Consider the following 16,979-nt stretch of genomic DNA (forward strand, 5'->3'; position numbering starts at 1 on the left):
GTGGAAAACGTTTCAGGAATTTCTGTGGTGTTGTGTAATGAGGTACTTGTGTCAGTCCAAGTGCCTCTTGGAGTTTATCAAAATCATCTATGAAGTCCATGCATTCCCTGTAACTTTGTTTTTGAACTTCTTTGATGCAGAGGCAGAGTAGATGCTGGTGTATGGTGTATGTTTTTTTTTGGAGGAACTTACAGCTATATATGGGTACATCCATTCTCTTTAGGACTATCATCCCATCCTGAATTAATTTGGTGAGATACATCCCAAGTCTCACCTCCAAAAAATTATATGGGATGATAGTCAGTTATAAAAAAGGATTTCTACACGCCCTTTTTCACGATATATTTATATAGTAAAATATTGAAAGTATATCATTGTGATGAGCATGAGAAGTGTAAAAAAATATCAATAATGGCGCTGGTGATTATGCTTGCAGGAATCTCAACAATAGAAGGTGTTTCATCCATAGCGCAACCCAGATTTCCTCAACTTATAATCCACGCTCCGTCTTATGTTAATGAGTCACAACCATTTTTTATTCAAGTGACTGCATTAAACAATTCAATTCCTAATGCAAAAGTTACAATAACAGCCTACAACTACACCTATTTCACAGGATATACAAATATGAATGGAACTGTAATCGGTTATGTTTATGGAATAAATCAAACCACCGTTATGACTATTAAAGCAACTAAAACGGGATATAAAGCAGTAACAAAACTTATAACAGTAATAAACAGCAATCAAAACGACAGCAAAAAATAAACAAGAAACAAAATAACATCCCCCTCTTTTTAATTCTTTTATTTTTCTTTATTAAATTTATGAGACTGCAAACTTAACGAAATAATGCGGTATAGTTTCTCCTGTTAGTCAGTAACAGAAACGTCTTAAGTTGACACTTTCAAATTTATACTAGAAAAATTATTATATGTGGTATGGAGTAAATCTTTAGTATTGGATTAATAATACGCATTTTTCATCAGGTGATAAAATGATAAAAAAACTGTTGTTTATAACCATGGCCTTTCTAGTTGCATCAAGTTCATTTTGCCAATACTCATTAGCCAACTCACCCGGTGAAATATATGAGGGAAAGGTTACCATCAGTTATCGTAACTGTACTGTTTATGCACCTGCTGTGGCTAAAACAGATAAAGGCTATGTTGGCGTGATATCAACAATAACAGTTACCATTCAGAGTAATGGTAGCGGAAGGGTGTTCGTAGATACCCTGCCTCTTACAGAGGTTGATATGCAGGGTTCTGCTCGACTAGCTGTAAAGGTAGCGGGGGCTTTTGTGAAAAAGGATATAAATTGTACAGTGAACCCATCAAGCTATGATTTCTTCTTTGTTGTAAGAACATCCTCACCAATCATAGGTGGCCCTTCTGCTGGGGCTGTCATGACCCTTGCAACAATCGCATTACTTGAAAATTGGACTATTGATGATAAAACAGTTATGACAGGTATGATAAACCCTGATGGGAGTATAGGCCCAATTGGTGGTATACCGCAGAAAATAGATGCATCCGCTTCTGTTGGAGCGACACGCTTCTTGATCCCAAAGGGTCAGATGACATATACGGAGCTTGTAACAGAAACAACGAGGAGTAATGGTTGGACGCAGATAATCACAAGACCTGTGACTAGGAATGTCTCTGATTATGCTATACAAAACTATGGCATCGAAGTATTTGAGGTATCAGATATAGAAGAAGCTGTCTATTATTTTACAGGCTACAAGTTTTCTTCAATTGAGTCAGACAAGAAAATTACAACAAAAGATTATATAGACTCAATGAAGCCTCTTGCAGAGACACTTTTAAACGAATCGAAAAAACAGTATGCTAACGCTAGTGATCTATTGAACCATACGAGTATCCCAAACCGATACCCATATTATTATAAGAATAGTATAACTGATTTTATTAACAACGCAGAAGATAAGATAGCTAAATCACAGGATTCATATGAGCATGGGTTCTATTACTCTAGCACAAGTAATTCATTTCAGTCATTGATTGACTCGCGTTTTGTGATTTATGCATGCGGGTATTTTAACTCAAGCAACCCAAGTCAATACGTGACGTCTCTTGTAAACGAGGTTACATCATTCTGTGACGAAAAAAGCGACATAGCAAAAAACTCGAAGATAAAAGGCGTTATATCGTTACAGTGTGTTGGTGCTGCACAAAACCGTGCATCAGAAGCAAAAACATACCTAGATGATGCAAGCGAAAGCTACAAAAAAAATGATTATCTATCTGCACTTTACAAGATAGCTTTTGCGATGGAAAGAAGCAAAAGCATAGGTTGGTGGCTTGACATTGCATCACATTTCAATGACACGGGTGAAGTTAATGTTACCATGTTGACAAACATCGCAGAGGAATACATAGATGATGCACAACAAGCTATTGTTTATTCCAGTTTGATAATACAAGAAATGGGAGAAACATCAAGCTATCTTAGTGATGCTAAAAGCTCGCTTGAAACAGCGAGAGACGACATTGAACAGGGATACCCAGCAGCGGCACTATTCGATTCCTTGGAAGCGCTTGTAAAAGCAAACCTAGCATTAGAACTAGTTGATGGTATCACAACTGAAAAAATAGAGAGAGCCCGGGAGCGGGCAAGTAACAGTATAAGTAAAATTAGAAACATGGGCATAGAACCAGTGTTAGCTGTAAGTTACTATGAATACGCTGAGAGTCTTATGAATGAGTCAAAACAGGATTCAGCGATTGTATACTATAAATACAGTGATTTTATAGCTGGTGCAATAAACTTTGGTAATTTTTCAACAGGCGCAACAACGTCTAGATATGTAGGCATACCTAAAGTGGATACAGAAAATAAAATGTTTGACTACATTTTTTCCAGGTACTCAGATTATCTAGCCATGGTTCTAGTAATCGGCATAATATTTGGTTTAGGAATAGGTTTGCTAGCCAGTGGAATAATATCCAAGAGAAAAAAAGATAAATTTTATGAGAAATGGGCACCTAGAAGTATAACTGAGTATTACAAGAAAAACAAATAAACTAGTATAACTTACATTTTTCATTATGCAAGCATCTGGAGAACTAGTAAAAGACGGGATAATTGTTAAAAAACCCAGGGACGTCGGAAGACTCTATACGAGGAATCACTTTGGCGAAACAATTAGTGGAAATAAACTAAGGCTTGATTTAATTGAAGGAGTTTTTTTGTTAGATGAAAAAAAAATTAGGGTAAGAAAAAATGGTGAAGAAATAAATTTTGAGGAGTTAGTAAAGATATCAGCTGAACACATACCATATTTTGAGATAAAATATCTGATTTTTAGGGATCTTAGAAAAAGGGGAAATATTGTAAAATTATGTGATGATAAAGATGGTTTTGATTTCTGTGTGTATAAACAAAAAAATGAAAAGGATACCATGGAAATGTGTTTTTTAAAAGCTTTTTCTGAGAGAGATTTTTTTGATATAGATGAAACGAAAAAACTGGTTGATACAATAATTAAAAAAGATGACAAGTTGTGGTATGGTATCGTTGATGAGGAGGGTGACATCACATATTATGATGTTACTTCGTTGGATATCAAAGGTAGCGTATGTGAAAATGTTTTTGGTGAGGTTGATGGTTTTTTAACTGGCAGCAGGGTTTTGATTTTTGAAAAAACCGATGATTTGTTTAATAAAGGGTTTTATGGTAAACCTTTTGGTAGCGGTTTACAGCTTTCCATGATCGAGGCTTTGTATTTGCTGGAAAAGAAAGTTGTTAATATAAAGGATTTAAAGGATGGTAAAAAATTTTCTAAAAAAGAGTTTTTATCAATAGTAAAGAGAAATCAGTCTGATATTGATGATCTTATATTGGTTTTTAGGGATTTGAAGAAAAGGGGGCTTATTGTTAAAACCGGTTTTAAGTTTGGTACTCATTTCCGTGTTTATACTGATAAACCTGATATGACGCATGCTGAGTATCTTGTTCATGTTGTTGAACAGGGTTTTAAGAGTATGTGGGCTGAGATAAGTAGAGGTGTACGTCTCGCTCATTCAGTTAACAAAGAGATTATTTTTGCTAGAATAGACAATGATGAAATAGATTACATAAAGCTTGGTCGGTTGAAACCATAATATATTTATAATGATGATATTATTCGTTTGATTTACCGGGAGGAGGCGATATAGTTTGCTTCAAATACGTTGGCATGGTCATGCATGTTTTGAAATTACGAACGAGATAACAGTTGTGACAGATCCACATGATGGGAGATCTATTGGTATACCAGCCCCTAGTGCAAAGGGGGATATTATTTTGGTGTCACATGACCATTATGATCACAATAGTGTGAAATCTGTTGAGAAAGATGATTCAAAGGTTATAACTGATGAGCGCAAACGGAATATAGCAAATGTTCAGATAGAGGGGATATCGGTTTTTCATGATGAATCACATGGTATGAAACGTGGTAAAAATATCATCTATAAATTTACAGTAGATGGAATAAATTTTTGCCACCTAGGTGATCTAGGACATAAACTTGATGAAGAAACATTGAACAAAATCGGTCAAGTTGACATACTTTTCATACCAGTTGGTGGAACTTTTACAATCGACGCAGAAAAAGCATGGGATACTATAGATAAAATAAAACCAAAAATAGCTATACCTATGCACTACAAGATAGGGGGTTTGTCCTTACCAATCGCAGGCTTAGATCACTTTTTGGATAAAAGTAAATACAGGGTACTAAAAGTTGGCAATGAGATAGATATAGAGAAAGAGGATTTACCATCTGAACCAGAGATTTGGACATTCACACTATAAACTATTAACTATTTTTTAGTTCCTCTGGTGAAACGTAGTCCCCATATTTTTTTCTTGTTTCCTCAAGTCTTTCTTTTTGTTCATCTAAAACTTTGAATAATATTTTTGGTGTATCCAACACCCTTGTTTTATATATGTTTGTAATCCTGTCTATTTTCGCTAGGTTCTCTGGTATCCTCAGTGTGAACTGTTTTATGTAATCTTCTTTTGTGTAGTTTTTGTTTAAAACTTTTTTGAATAAAATTTTAAGGTCTTTGTACTCGGGTATTAAACCAGTTGGTGTTTTTATCGCATCTGCCTCGTTGTTTACACGTAGCTCCATCCATTTAAGCCAGATGTGTTTGTCGTTTTTGTGGTTGAGGAATTTACCGTCTTTGTCGCGTATAAAATAGTTAACAGAAAAGATCCTAGGCGGGTTTTTAACACCTGCACCAAAATTTAGGTTATCCTCTATGTATCTCCCGATTGGTATCGACAAAAAATCCAGGTTTGACATCGGGTTGAAAACCCGCACTCCCTCTTTGCCTAGTGTGGCTGCTGTTGTCTCAGATTCAAGACATGCACCTTTTGTGATGATGCCATGGGTCCAGTCAAAAGCCTCCTCAACAGGTACTGATGTATCTGAGTCACGTCCACCGTATATGAAACCACTTACTAGAACACCTTTTGGGTTGTTCAGGTTTTGGTCAATATTATCTAATATAGCTAAATCAAAAGTGAAACGAGCGTTTTTGTGTGATGGTGGTATGTCTTTTCCATCCTCGTCTTTTTTACCAAGGTACCACTCACCTGAGAAGTTAACACCCTTTTTTGGGACCTCCCCATCTTTCCCATTCCAGTACTCTTTTTTGTCCTCTGTGATTAAAATGTTAGAAAATATTATCTCGTTTTTACTATGCAGCGCCTTCCATTGAAGTGCATCATCTTTTGAGTTAATGCCTTCTATGATACCAAAAAGACCTTTTTCTACATTAACAGCTCGTATCTCACCATCTATCTTCCTTAAATAAGCAATGTCATCACCAACTATGGTTTCCCCCTCTATCATAGCAGTAGAGGTTTTACCACACATAGACGGGAAAGCACCTGTGAAATAACTTATACGATCCTTGGAACCACGTACACCCATTATAAGCATATGTTCAGTGAGCCAACCCTCTTTTGAAGCCCTGTTTATAGCAAGACGCATAGCCAGTTTCTTCAAACCAATAGTGTTACCACCATACTGTGTGTTCGTACTATAGATGATCTCGTCTTCCAAATCAATGTAAACCCTGCGTTTATCTATGTTTTTACTGACAAGCAAATCAAGTCCCGCCTCAGTTAATCCCCCCTCAGAGTGAACAAATTTGAAAAAACGCGCTTTTTCTCCAAGTCGTACAAACTCTTTATATCCTTGTCTATAAAGCAAGTTTTCACTATGGGCAACATAGCTTGAATCAGTTAATTGAACACATGGGATAGTAAACTCAGAATTCTCAGGACCAAGACAATAAAAACTGACGTAAAGCTCATGACCAACCATAATATCTTTTAGTATACTACATATCTCTTTGAGTCCCTCATCTCTATCTATCGAATTAATCTCAGGTCCAAGACTTACACCACTTGGAAGGAGAAACTTAGTCTGTTTTTTGTCCCTCGCCTGATCATTGTATCCATCAAAATGAACCGTATGACCTTCAATAGCAAGCTCCGCTTCCTCCCTGTTTCTAATAGCAGCATCCCTAATATACTGTATATCCCTAGGGGAATCAGTACAAACAAAAACACTATCAGGGGTACAAAGAGTAACATATTTCCATATGAACTGATTGAGTTTAGGGTTGTTTATCCTATCAAGTTTCTGACAATTATCTGTACCTAACCTATCAATAAAGGCATTCATAGTAGTTTGATCCATAGAATATCATCCTCTGAAACTATCATTCCCTATTAAAGCCAACAAATACTTTACCCCTGTTGGCCCGAGTCCCTAATCCACATTCACATCTTTATAGTTTTGTAGGTAAAAAATATGGTATTAAAAACCGGTTTTTCTCCTAAAAACCTCGGGGTTAATACAATTCGGTGGAATCTCTCCTTTTAAACCTATCATCATATTCTCAGCAGCTATTAACGCCATCTTGGTTCTCGTTTCAATTGTTGCAGAAGCAGAATGAGGTTGGAGGACAACATTATCCAACTTCAAAAGTTCTTTTGGAATCACTGGCTCATACTCATAAACATCTAACCCAGCACCAAAAATCCATTTTTCTTTTAAAGCCTTTATAAGTGCTTTCTCATCAACAACTGGTCCACGAGATGTATTAACCAAGATGGAGTTTTTTTTCATCATACGTAGTTCTTTTTCACCAATCATATGATAGGTGGCATCAACTAATGGGACATGAAGGGAAACATAATCAGATTCCTTCAACAACCTATGTAAATCAACTTTTTTTGCACCTAAATCATCTTCCAACATCTGGTTTTTCTTTTCATCAAAATATAACACCTTCATGTTGAATCCTTTACTTTTAAGAGCAAAAGCAGTACCTATCCTACCAGCACCAACTACCCCAAGTGTTTTATTTGATACATCCTGGCCGAGCATAAGCATAGGAGCCCATCCATTGAATTCACCTGCCCTCGTAAACCTATCACCCTCTACAATGCGTCTAGCAACAGAAAACAAAAGAGCCCATGCCATCTCAGCTGTTGTATCAGTCAAAACATCAGGGGTATTGCTTACAGGTATGTCTCTCTCAGTCGCCGCCTTAACATCAATGTTGTTGTAACCAACAGCGTAGTTTGCAATCATCTTCAGTTTAGGCTCAGAATATATAACTTCTTTGTCTATAGGATCTGTTAATAGGCAGAGTAAACCATCTTTTCCTTTCAATCCTTTAATGATTTCTTTTTTTGTAGGGACTCTATCATGTTTGTATATCTCAAGCTCATGTTCTTTTCTAAGCAAATCCAATCCAGGTTTAGGGATCCTTCTTGTTACAAAGATTTTCATAATAATCACTTGAAATATGCGTTTAAATAACGATAAGAGTATAAAGTTATTTCTAGATGAAAATGATTCCTCTCAAGTTTCTTCTTTTACTGTCTCAAAACATGCAAAAGTGAGTGTTCTACCTACGCCCTTTAGCTGCCGAAGTTTATCAACAACCAGTATACCAATGTCCTCGAGTGATTTTCCTCTTACTTTAAGGAGTAAATCATATTCCCCAGATATTATATGTACTTCATGTACCCCTGGTAGTTCTGCTATGGTTTTTGCAAGTTGCCTCTGGGAAATGTCTGGATTTGGGAGAAATGAAACAAAAATAAAGACTTCTGTGCCAAACCCAATTTTTTTGTAATCTATTGAAACATTGAATGATTTGATTATGCCATTCTTAATCATTTTTTGTATACGGTCATGGACGGTTACTCTTGGTATACCTATATTTAAGGAGATTTTTTTTGTAGAGTTACGCGCATTTTTCTTCAGTTCTGATAATATCATTTCGTCTTTTTTATCAATCATAATAGACATTATGTCGGTTATAATATATAAATTTTGTCTTTTTATGTAATTTTTGTCGAAAAAAATCACATAATGTTTATATAATTTGTTTGCGAATATACAATTATGAACTACACTAAGAGCAAAAAAACAAAAACTATCCTCAAAATACAAAGCGAAATAAGACAAATACTAGGCAACGAACTAAGAAAGAAAAAATTCATAGAAATAGCACCAGTAATAATATCACCAATAACCGACCCATTAAACCATCCCACATCACCAGCAAAAATTAATTGCTACGGAAAAAGTTACTCACTAACACAAAGCATGATATTCCATAAACAACTAGCATTACGCACACTTGACAAAATCTTTGTTTTCTCACCCAACATACGCATAGAACCATTAGACAGAAAAAACACTGGAAGACACCTATTTGAATTCACACAACTAGATTTAGAAGTAAAAGGTGCAAAGCGCGAAGAAATCATGCATTTATGCGAAGAACTACTAGTAAAAACAATAAAAACATTAAAAAAGACGTGTAAAAAAGAACTTAATTTTTTGGGAAGGAAACTGACTGTACCAAAAACTCCCTTCAAACAAATCAGATACAAAGATGCTTACAAGCGCTACGGGGCAGATTTTGAAACAGCGATCTCAAAAACTCATAAAGAACCAATATGGATCATAGACATGCCGATATCACGCAGAGAGTTTTACGATAAAGAAGACCCAGAAAAACCAGGATATCTAAGAGATATGGATCTAATTTACCCAGAAGGATACGGAGAAGCACTCTCAGGAGGAGAAAGAGAATACAAATATGAACGTATAAAAAAACGAATAAAGAAAAAAGGACAAAAACTTTCACAATTCAAAGAATATTTAGAACACGCGAAAAATGATTTACCACCATCAGCAGGATTTGGAATAGGCATCGAAAGATTAACAAGATTTATATGCGGTTTAAAAAAGATAGAAGAGACATCCCTCTTCCCAAAAACACCAGGGAAAAAATGCATATAAATTTATTTTTTACACATCGACCTAATTAAATAAATCAACATCTCATTCAGAGAAACATCTAAACCTAGCGTTCTACCTAAATCAGCTATTTTACCATTAATTGAATATATCTCGGTTTTACTATTTTTTCTGTAACTCTGAAACATAGACGAATAATTCTCAGATGTTTTTCTAATGACATCTTTTGTTTTTTCGATAATACTTTCATATGATATATTAACACCATTGGCATTTGCTATTCCCACAGATTCTTTACATATTTTTTCAACAAGGTCTTCAAGTATTGGATTCTCTAAAAGATAACCATTTTTACATTCAAAAATTGCAGTTAATGGATTAACACATGAATTTATTATTGTTTTACACCATATCTCCTTTAAGATATTTTTACTAAAAACAGTTTTAATACCAGCTTGATTAAAGCAGCTTACTATGCTAATTATGCGCTCTGTTTTTTTACCATTTAACTCACCTAAAATAGTTGTTCCTTTACCAGTATGATTGATCAATCCTGGTTTAGAAAAAAGTACACCGTGTGTCGTGACACCAGCGACAACATTTCTTTTATCAATAATCCTGCAAATTTTTTCGATATTATCCAACCCATTTTGAAGAGATAAAACAATGGTATCTTTTCCGATTATAGTTTTTGCTTCTTTTATTGCTGTTTCTGTATCATAAGATTTAACAGTTAAAATCAAGAGATCCGGCGAAAAACGTATTTTATTTATCGAATCTTCAGCAGATATTCTAATTTTTAGCTGTGTTTTTCCTGTGATTTTCAAACCATTTTTTTTAATAGCTTGAACATGTTGTTTTCTACCTATAAGTGTTACATTATTTTTTTTAGCCAGTAAACCACCGAATAATGATCCTATGGCTCCAGCACCAAGTATGACTATGTTCATGTTTTTAATCCTATCCCCAACATTCTTTTATCTATTGTTTTTTTGTCCATAGCTATAAGAGGATATAAAACAGGAATCTTTAGATGTTGTTTTAAGAATTTTATTTTACGTAAATAGTTAGATTTAGTTCCATAAAGAGTAATATCTGATACTATAGCATCACATTTTTTTTCTAATGCTATCTTGTTTAATTTTTTGTATAAATTTTCATCTGCTTCTTTAACACTTATTATTTCTGTATTGATATACCATTTTGAAATAAAAGAATCTAACAATTTACTGGTAGTTCTTTTAGTGGTTATAAAAATCGTATTGCAACCACGTCTCATGAGATACCAACTGGCTAGTATTGACCTAGGAGTTTCAACAACACACAATACTCTTCCTTGTGTACCTATCGGAAGACCCCCAGTTCCACGAATTTTTTCTGTAAAAACAAACGCGTTTCTATCGCGTATTTCAATAAAGATTTTGAAATCAGGTTTTGTAAGATTCACACTAGCTTTTGTTGCCTTTACTATGTCAGAGCCGGTTTTTATGGCGACATCCTGGCTTGTAAAATCATGTTTACCAGTTCTTGTAACCCTAACAGCAAAACTTTTTTCTTTGGTTAAATATTCTTTTGAGATTTGTAAAGCAAGTTCAGAAATTGCAGATATGTTTGATTGTGTTTTGATCGCTGGGCTGATAGAATGTATACCAAAAATTTTCTGTAAAACATTTATGGCTTCTTTTGTTTTTTCGGTATAAACGTATATTCTACCTCGTTCTTTTTTGATATCATTTGGAATTTGTTTCTTTTTTAACGCATTTTTAATATTATTTACTAAAGTAGATTCAAAGCGTTTGCGTGTTTCTTTGCTTTTTAAGGCGATCTCCCCGTATCTAACAATTATAAGCTTGTATTTCACAGAGCCTTAATTCGTATCTTATTACATTAATATTTGGCAAAATAGAAATCCTTGAAGTTTTTAGAATAAATAGAGTAAACCAAATACAATAAATGGGAGTATTATTGTGATTATTGCTCCTATTCTGTTTACTTGTTTTGTGTAGTCTACATCCTTCCAGTATTCTTCATCTATATATATCAAGGTTGTTGCAAGAAGTGAAGAGGCTAGGAAGGCATATACTGCGATCATAATCTTGTCTATAAGAATCAATGAAGGTAATGCTGGGAGTGACGAGGTTTGACTCAGATGGAACATCACCGCAGAGATCAGCATACTTGTACCTAGCCCTAGTCTATGTGTGATTTTGTCTGCTTTAAAGAAAAATGATAACCCTGAAACAATGCAGAAGATGATTGGTGGCAGTAACAATTTTGCCGCATTTGGTCCAGTTGTACGAGCAAGTTTGATAGTGAAAACAATTTGTGAGTAGGTTTCTCCCCAGGGGTACTCATGTTCTAAAATTTTATAATCATATGATTGTACATTCCACCCTGCAATTTGAAATCCTTCATCAATACCAAGTGTATCTACCAATGGCACATAATTCAGCACAGATGTATTGTATTTTGAATCCTCAACAATAATTTTTAGTTCCTGTGTATCAAATGGGTAGTTGCTAAAATCCGGAGTCATAAATAGGTTTGCTTGAACACGGTACCATACTTCTAATGACTCGTTAGTTATATTTTCATATATTTTTTCTTTAGTCGCAGGCCGACCGTTCATGAACTCAAAACTTGTTGGTGAAATATTCTGGTTTTTCCATCTAAAAACGAGATAGAAATCAAGTACATATGTTCCTTTGTTGAACTCAAAATTACCTATAGATATAACATATATACCAGCATTAACTTTTGTTTCTTTTGTTTCATCTGATGGTAATATAACTAGTTGATCCTCAGCGGAAATATTTCTTGTTATAAGTGGTAACAACAAAGAAGAAAACAATAGTAGCGACAGCAATATGTAGATTTTTTTTGAGTTCATATAATCAAAAACTGCATATTTACTGTTTTTAAAAATTTTCTGCACAAAAACAGGTGCTGTTAACTTAAGACTTTTTAAGGAGGATTTTTAAGTCATAAATCTGAAATTCCATTCTAAATAATGAAGCTAAAGTAATGCATATAACGATATTGCCGCGAAGCATCGATGTATCGAGAATATTTTTGTCATGAATTATATAGGAGGTGACATAGCCTTAAATGAACCCTTCAGAGGTGCAATAATTTCTCCTTATATTTTCGTTAAGTTAACAGCATCCAAAAACATGAAACTAAACAACTATTAAAAGTGCAGGGGAAGGGATTTGAACCCACGAACCTCTACAGGAACAGATCTTGAGTCTGTCGCCGTTGACCAGGCTTGGCTACCCCTGCATAAGAAACATAAAACAATTTTATGATAATAAACATATTTGCTAATAGTTTTATTGTTTTTTGGCTTTAAAAACTACTTATCTTTTGAAGTGTTTTTTGATGTTTTTACAAGTCTCTCCAATATGTTATAACATCTGACTGTATCATCTCTTGATATAACTAGACTTAATTCTTGGAAGGTAAGGATTATACTGATAATGTTAATATTTTCCCAAGCCACAAAACGCAGGATATTATACATAATTCCCGGCGTAAAAAGAAAATCTTTAGAATATGTAAGTGAAATAACTACAAGGTTTTCAACAACATTTAATATCTTTTCTTCACTCAATAAATCCAAGAGTTGCTCCTTATATCTTTGATTTGTGATTATTCCTACCTCATAGTTCCCTTGAGTAACATTGAAAATTCCTCCCTTTTTGAAATCTATGTCATAATATAAACTTTGAATTTTTTTTAAAGCAGTTGGTGATGCTTCTACTATTACATAACAGACATCTGTTTTTAAAATGGTTTCTCTAAAATAATCAAATGATGGGCGTTTTGTTGTTTTTTCTAGTTTTTCTGCCTGTCTTCTTAATGCCATAACAATTGCAGATAATTTTACTTTTTTTCCGATTGCAGCTTCTATATCAGGTTTTATATTCTCAGCTAATCTATTGAATGATACAATATTGTGTTCTATTGCTTCTTGTAAAAAAACTTGCCTATTTAGAATCTCTTGGACTACATGACTTATTGTTACCAAAATAACACCTTTTTCGATTTTTAAAGAAATCGTAATTATATGTATTATATTGTAACTTGTAAATATAGTTTTTGTTAAAATAGTAACAAAAATTTAATATGCTCTCGGTTACATAGTAATATCGTAAAAGAATAAAATGAAAAGGGAGGTTGTTTAAGAAATAAGATACGTCTGATATTCATCAACTCTGTTGGGGTCTAGCTATTTTTGCTGATGCTTCACCTCTCTCCTAGACTCCAATATAAACAAAAAAGATTTTTAAAAGTTGGCTATAGGCTATATTTGATTAAAAACATTTATATGGTCAGCATATTCCCTAATTACATTATTTGTTTCTTTTTTAGTTATTATGCCGGCGAGTATGTCTTTTCAAAGAGAAGAACAAATAAAAGTAATAACATCTGGGCAATATAACAAAGGCTATAGATACAATATACAAGGGTGGGTCTATATCCATATAGAAGGAGAGCCTTATGATAGAGGTTATCAATATGGTTATCTAGCATCTGCAGAAATAGAAGATGTACTCCAAAGATGGGCAAATCTGGGGCATAATTTCAAATTCATGAAAATTTTTATCTTAAAGAATTTACCAAAAAATTATGATAAGCTTTCTGAAAAATGGTGGGATATTTGCAAAACGAGATCCATGAGAACTTTTGAGAAGCATGTTCCTGAGGAATATAAACAAGAGATGAGGGGCATAGTTGATGGTCTTAATGCACAGGGGGCGAAATTATTTGGGAAAAATATTCAATACGAAGATATCGTGGCATCTCAATTTGTTCAAGACGTGTGGTATGCTTTTTATCTATATAATTATAAGAGATTTCATCCTGTACGCAGTCTGGTAAATGGTTTAAAAGATTTGCTTTCAGGGGGTTTTGATAAACAGGAACTTGCACATTGCCATGCTTTTATTGCAACAGGAGATGTGACTGAAGATGGTGGGATAGTAGTTGCCCATTCAACTATATTTCATGATTATCTCGCTCAGAGATGTAATTTTATTGTAGATATCAAACCTTCAAATGGATATAGATTTATTATGACAGGGCCGCCTGGATCTCTATGGAGCCAAGAAGATTGGTATCAAAATGAAAAGGGAATAATTCTTACAGAGACAGAATTAGTTCCTCAAGGTCCATTCAATATAAGAAAAACTTCAAAGGGAGTAAGATCGAGAAATGCTATTCAATATTCTGCTAGTATCGATGAGGTGATTAAAAATTTACAGAATGGAAATAATGGATTAATACCGAATGAATGGTTAATTGGTGATACGAAAACTGGTGAGATAGCAAGGTTTGAGCAAGCGCTCTTTAACACACCTGTTACAAGAACTAAAAATGGGTTCTTTTCTTCCTATTGTGTCTCACATAATGATAAAATCGAAAGAGAGCTATGGGGTTTATTGCCCAAGTTTATAGCTTTGAAAGTTTATCCGAATAAATATGAAAAACCGGCTGTAGGTAAAAAATTTGATGAATTGGAAAAAGAGTATTATGGCAGGATTAACACCGAGGTCGCTAAGATTTTCATGACTACTCCTCCAATTTCAAATGGCATAATAGATTGTAAAATAACTAGCTCAAAACTTATGGAGGATATGGGGATTATTACGTTTTTTTGGTAAAACCGATGGAACCGAATGGGTTCCAAATAATGAGTTTACAAAAAAAATTCAGAGGTGTAACAGTACTTCCAGCAAGTGGTTGGTTAGAGGTATATGACTCTAACTTTAATCCGACGAATTTAAAGACAGCTAATAAAAATACGTTATATGAAAATAATTCTAAGATTTTATGGAAAACTGAACTGCCCAATCCAAGTAATATAAATTATTCGTCAGTTGTTGTTTCTGATGGTGTTCTTTTTTCGTCTGATTCCCATGGAATTGTAAATGCATTTGATGCTAACACAGGAAAAATAAAATGGAATGGTTTGGTTGAAGGAAAAACAATTGATACTGATGTTTCTGGAAGATTACTGTTTATAGGGACAAACAAAGGTTTATACGCATTGAACAAAGAGAAAGGGTCAATAGCATGGAAACAGATGATAGGTCAGATTGTCTCAAAACCTGTTTTGTATAATGATGTTGTTATTGCTGGTTTTTTAGATGGTAAAGTACGTGGGTTCGATATGTATTCTGGTAAAGATTTATGGTCATATGAGTTTATAGATAAACCATATATTTCTGAAAAAATAAATAACCTTGTTTATATCTGGGCAGGTAAATCTTTTTATGGTTTCGATCCTGTAAAAAATGAGATAATTTGGGAATTTAAAACTGAGAAACTAATTACTTCCGCCCCAAAATCAGATTATGAAAATATTTATTTTGGTTCTTGGGATGGAGCCCTTTATGCTTTGAATTGTTTAACTGGTAAGATTATATGGAAATATCAAACAGGTTGGGGAATAGATTCTACTCCTGCTGTTTCAGGTGATATGGTTTACTTCGGATCACTTGATAACAATTTTTATGCATTGAACAAAGAAAAAGGTGAGTTGGTTTGGTGCTTTAATTGTAAATCTGCTATTCATTCTAGTCCTATTATTTATGGCGAGTATGTATTTTTTGGTTGTGATGATGGCAGGTTTTAGGCTTTGAATAAGATAAATGGGAACTTATCATGGAGTTTTACACCAGGATATTTTGTTACAGATGATAATCCTAATAATTATATAACAACACCTATACTTTCAAATCCAATTGTAAATGATGGGGTTGTTTATTTTAGTGCAAAAGGCAATGTTTATGCATTAGATGCACAAACATATGAGGTAGTTGAAAGCACATCTAATGGAAGAGTTGATGTCCACTACAATTCAATTTTATTGTTACTGATTCTTATCATAGTTGCTATACTCTTGGTTTTTCTGTATACAAGAATAAAGAAACGTAAAGAAGACGGAGGGAAGAAATAATATGGCTGAATTGTGGAAAACACGTTTTGCTTTCATAATGGCAGCGATTGGTTCAGCTGTTGGTCTTGGTAACGTTTGGAGATTCCCTTATGCTGCTTTTAAAAATGGTGGTGGAGGCGTTTCTGATACCCTATTTTGTTGCATTGTTTACGGCAGGTATCCCTCTCTTGATTTTGGAGTTTTCTGCAGGGCATTGGAGTAGAAATGGTGCACCAGAGACTTTTAAAAAAGTTAGTAAAAAATGGGAGTGGATTGGTTGGTGGAGCAAATTAATACCATTTGTAATAGCGGCATATTATATTGTGGTTATGGCCTGGTGTTTCTCATATATGATTTATTCTTTAGATTTACGTTGGGGCATAGATGCAGAAGGTTTTCTCCTAAAAACCTATCTTGGTGTAACTAGTGGACCTCTTGAAATAGGAGGTATACGTTCACCTGTTTTAATTGGTCTCATAGTGATGTGGTTTTTGGTATTTTTCATTCTTTACAAAGGCCGTTCATCACATCGGTAAGGTTGTTTTGATAACAGTCCTGCTCCCATGGAGTTTATTAGTGATATTAACGGTAAGGGGTTTGACTTTGCCTGGAGCGATAGAAGGTATAAGTTACTATCTTACACCTGATTTTTCAAGAATTTCATAGTAGGGTTCCCACATCCCAGAGGCTTCAATAACAATCTGGGCATCAGATATTCCTGAG

At 34.3% G+C, this 16,979-nt stretch carries 18 protein-coding genes and 1 tRNA gene; 10 read left to right on the top strand and 9 right to left on the bottom strand.

Features of this window, described 5'->3' with window-relative positions; all coding sequences use genetic code 11:
• On the bottom strand, positions 1-262 hold a 262-nt coding region (locus QHH19_02455; GenBank protein ID MDH7517191.1), incomplete at its 3' end, for a hypothetical protein.
• A 164-nt stretch (positions 263-426) separates the two neighbouring features.
• Between QHH19_02455 and QHH19_02460 the strand changes: the two genes are divergently transcribed.
• The 4 genes from QHH19_02460 (at position 427) to QHH19_02475 (ending at position 4,824) form a co-directional block, all read left to right on the top strand.
• Entirely contained in the window at positions 427-768 is a 342-nt protein-coding gene (locus tag QHH19_02460; protein ID MDH7517192.1) for a hypothetical protein, read from the top strand.
• 229 nt (positions 769-997) lie between these two features.
• Entirely contained in the window at positions 998-3,049 is a 2,052-nt protein-coding gene (locus tag QHH19_02465; GenBank protein ID MDH7517193.1) for a hypothetical protein, read from the top strand.
• Between the two features lie 25 nt (positions 3,050-3,074).
• Positions 3,075-4,130, top strand: a complete 1,056-nt coding sequence (gene endA, locus QHH19_02470; protein ID MDH7517194.1) for a tRNA-intron lyase — start codon at positions 3,075-3,077, stop codon at positions 4,128-4,130.
• A gap of 55 nt (positions 4,131-4,185) precedes the next feature.
• Positions 4,186-4,824, top strand: coding sequence for an MBL fold metallo-hydrolase (locus QHH19_02475; protein ID MDH7517195.1), 639 nt, complete (start codon positions 4,186-4,188; stop codon positions 4,822-4,824).
• 4 nt (positions 4,825-4,828) lie between these two features.
• Here QHH19_02475 and QHH19_02480 read toward each other — a convergent pair whose 3' ends face one another.
• The 3 genes from QHH19_02480 to QHH19_02490 form a co-directional block, all read right to left on the bottom strand.
• On the bottom strand, positions 4,829-6,727 hold the full coding sequence (locus tag QHH19_02480; GenBank protein MDH7517196.1) for a phosphoenolpyruvate carboxykinase (GTP): 1,899 nt from the start codon (positions 6,725-6,727) through the stop codon (positions 4,829-4,831).
• A 120-nt stretch (positions 6,728-6,847) separates the two neighbouring features.
• Positions 6,848-7,828, bottom strand: coding sequence for a D-glycerate dehydrogenase (locus QHH19_02485; GenBank protein ID MDH7517197.1), 981 nt, complete (start codon positions 7,826-7,828; stop codon positions 6,848-6,850).
• A gap of 72 nt (positions 7,829-7,900) precedes the next feature.
• The gene (locus tag QHH19_02490) at positions 7,901-8,344 is read right to left on the bottom strand and encodes an Lrp/AsnC family transcriptional regulator (GenBank protein ID MDH7517198.1); all 444 of its coding nucleotides are present in this window, start codon (positions 8,342-8,344) and stop codon (positions 7,901-7,903) included.
• Between the two features lie 105 nt (positions 8,345-8,449).
• Between QHH19_02490 and QHH19_02495 the strand changes: the two genes are divergently transcribed.
• The gene (locus QHH19_02495; protein MDH7517199.1) at positions 8,450-9,355 is read left to right on the top strand and encodes an asparagine synthetase A; all 906 of its coding nucleotides are present in this window, start codon (positions 8,450-8,452) and stop codon (positions 9,353-9,355) included.
• Between the two features lie 2 nt (positions 9,356-9,357).
• Here QHH19_02495 and QHH19_02500 read toward each other — a convergent pair whose 3' ends face one another.
• The 5 genes from QHH19_02500 to QHH19_02520 all read right to left on the bottom strand — a co-directional run bounded on the left by QHH19_02500 (position 9,358) and on the right by QHH19_02520 (position 13,343).
• The gene (locus tag QHH19_02500) at positions 9,358-10,263 is read right to left on the bottom strand and encodes a 2-dehydropantoate 2-reductase (protein MDH7517200.1); all 906 of its coding nucleotides are present in this window, start codon (positions 10,261-10,263) and stop codon (positions 9,358-9,360) included.
• A complete protein-coding gene (locus tag QHH19_02505) occupies positions 10,260-11,174 on the bottom strand; it encodes a THUMP domain-containing protein (GenBank protein ID MDH7517201.1) in 915 nt (304 codons plus the stop codon). Before QHH19_02505 ends, QHH19_02500 begins: the two co-directional genes overlap by 4 nt.
• 60 nt (positions 11,175-11,234) lie before the next feature.
• Entirely contained in the window at positions 11,235-12,203 is a 969-nt protein-coding gene (locus QHH19_02510; GenBank protein ID MDH7517202.1) for a hypothetical protein, read from the bottom strand.
• Positions 12,204-12,510: 307 nt separating this feature from the next.
• Positions 12,511-12,595: transfer RNA gene (locus QHH19_02515), tRNA-Leu, on the bottom strand.
• 73 nt (positions 12,596-12,668) lie between these two features.
• Positions 12,669-13,343, bottom strand: coding sequence for a hypothetical protein (locus tag QHH19_02520; GenBank protein MDH7517203.1), 675 nt, complete (start codon positions 13,341-13,343; stop codon positions 12,669-12,671).
• Between the two features lie 361 nt (positions 13,344-13,704).
• Between QHH19_02520 and QHH19_02525 the strand changes: the two genes are divergently transcribed.
• The 5 genes from QHH19_02525 to QHH19_02545 are packed head-to-tail and all read left to right on the top strand — an operon-like array spanning position 13,705 to position 16,792.
• On the top strand, positions 13,705-14,979 hold the full coding sequence (locus QHH19_02525; protein MDH7517204.1) for a hypothetical protein: 1,275 nt from the start codon (positions 13,705-13,707) through the stop codon (positions 14,977-14,979).
• 29 nt (positions 14,980-15,008) lie between these two features.
• Positions 15,009-15,953 (top strand): PQQ-binding-like beta-propeller repeat protein, encoded by a 945-nt coding sequence (locus QHH19_02530; protein ID MDH7517205.1) that lies wholly within the window; start codon positions 15,009-15,011, stop codon positions 15,951-15,953.
• 3 nt (positions 15,954-15,956) lie between these two features.
• The gene (locus QHH19_02535) at positions 15,957-16,277 is read left to right on the top strand and encodes a PQQ-binding-like beta-propeller repeat protein (GenBank protein ID MDH7517206.1); all 321 of its coding nucleotides are present in this window, start codon (positions 15,957-15,959) and stop codon (positions 16,275-16,277) included.
• A 1-nt stretch (position 16,278) separates the two neighbouring features.
• Complete coding sequence (locus QHH19_02540; GenBank protein MDH7517207.1) at positions 16,279-16,479, top strand: hypothetical protein; 201 nt, start codon at positions 16,279-16,281, stop codon at positions 16,477-16,479.
• Positions 16,445-16,792 (top strand): hypothetical protein, encoded by a 348-nt coding sequence (locus QHH19_02545; GenBank protein ID MDH7517208.1) that lies wholly within the window; start codon positions 16,445-16,447, stop codon positions 16,790-16,792. Before QHH19_02540 ends, QHH19_02545 begins: the two co-directional genes overlap by 35 nt.
• Positions 16,793-16,979 lie beyond the last annotated feature (187 nt).

The sequence above is a fragment of the Candidatus Thermoplasmatota archaeon genome (genome assembly GCA_029907305.1).
GTDB lineage: Archaea > Thermoplasmatota > E2 > DHVEG-1 > DHVEG-1 > JARYMC01.

What these genes read in the sequence shown, in the direction of transcription:
- QHH19_02460 (MDH7517192.1), top strand. Translation starts at nt 427, where the DNA reads ATGCTTGCAGGAATCTCAACAATAGAAGGTGTTTCATCCATAGCGCAA.
- QHH19_02465 (MDH7517193.1), top strand. Translation starts at nt 998, where the DNA reads ATGATAAAAAAACTGTTGTTTATAACCATGGCCTTTCTAGTTGCATCA.
- endA (MDH7517194.1), top strand. Translation starts at nt 3,075, where the DNA reads ATGCAAGCATCTGGAGAACTAGTAAAAGACGGGATAATTGTTAAAAAA.
- QHH19_02480 (MDH7517196.1), bottom strand. Translation starts at nt 6,727, where the DNA reads ATGGATCAAACTACTATGAATGCCTTTATTGATAGGTTAGGTACAGAT.
- QHH19_02485 (MDH7517197.1), bottom strand. Translation starts at nt 7,828, where the DNA reads ATGAAAATCTTTGTAACAAGAAGGATCCCTAAACCTGGATTGGATTTG.
- QHH19_02490 (MDH7517198.1), bottom strand. Translation starts at nt 8,344, where the DNA reads ATGATTGATAAAAAAGACGAAATGATATTATCAGAACTGAAGAAAAAT.
- QHH19_02495 (MDH7517199.1), top strand. Translation starts at nt 8,450, where the DNA reads ATGAACTACACTAAGAGCAAAAAAACAAAAACTATCCTCAAAATACAA.
- QHH19_02500 (MDH7517200.1), bottom strand. Translation starts at nt 10,263, where the DNA reads ATGAACATAGTCATACTTGGTGCTGGAGCCATAGGATCATTATTCGGT.
- QHH19_02510 (MDH7517202.1), bottom strand. Translation starts at nt 12,203, where the DNA reads ATGAACTCAAAAAAAATCTACATATTGCTGTCGCTACTATTGTTTTCT.
- QHH19_02525 (MDH7517204.1), top strand. Translation starts at nt 13,705, where the DNA reads ATGTCTTTTCAAAGAGAAGAACAAATAAAAGTAATAACATCTGGGCAA.
- QHH19_02530 (MDH7517205.1), top strand. Translation starts at nt 15,009, where the DNA reads ATGAGTTTACAAAAAAAATTCAGAGGTGTAACAGTACTTCCAGCAAGT.
- QHH19_02540 (MDH7517207.1), top strand. Translation starts at nt 16,279, where the DNA reads ATGGCTGAATTGTGGAAAACACGTTTTGCTTTCATAATGGCAGCGATT.